We start from the raw sequence: 700 nt of genomic DNA on the forward strand, positions 1-700 counted from the left end.
ATATATAACGGCATCATCTAATAGTATTAAATTTTGATCTGCTCTACCACCTCGTACATTAAAACCAGCAGAACCTTCTCCAGTTGTTGTTATACCCGGTAGTGTTGTGGCTATTTTTAAAATATCTCGCTCTCCAAAAACAACAGGGATGTTTTTTAACCCTTCTACATCAATTTTGTTTACACCTAAAACAGCTTCTTTAACATTACTGTTTTTTGAGGATTCAACGAGAACTTCATCTAATTGCTCTGCTGCTTCAGGTATTTGTAATTTTACACTTCCATTACCATAAATTAATAATTCTTTTATAGTATCATCATAACCTAATAATTTTGTTTCTAAAACAACAGGCCCAGAAGGGACTTTTAATGAGAACCTCCCATTTTTATTAGTTGTAGTTCTAATATCTGTATTCTCTATAGCAATAATTAAACCTTCAATTGGAGTGCCATTATTTTCATTAATAGCTCTTCCTTTTAAAGTGTATTCTTGTTTTTGATTGTTCTGGTTTTGTTTACCTACTGTTTGTAAGTTTTTATTATCGTACTCATTATAAAACAATGCTTCGTTGCTATTGTTTTTTGTATTCGTGTTTTCTTGAAAAAAATCTTCAGGAAGTTTACTGTAAATAGTACTGTTTTTGGTTAATACAACATTGTTTTCGTATCTAAAGAAATTAACAGAAGAGTTTTGTAATAAG

Annotated in this window: 1 protein-coding gene; it reads right to left on the reverse strand. The window is 30.1% G+C overall.

Annotated elements, in window-relative coordinates; all coding sequences use genetic code 11:
• Positions 1-700 (reverse strand): carboxypeptidase-like regulatory domain-containing protein (locus ACVC2P_RS01095; RefSeq protein WP_452596639.1); only part of this gene is annotated, 700 nt, incomplete at both ends.

The sequence above is a fragment of the Pontimicrobium sp. MEBiC01747 genome, from assembly GCF_053601635.1.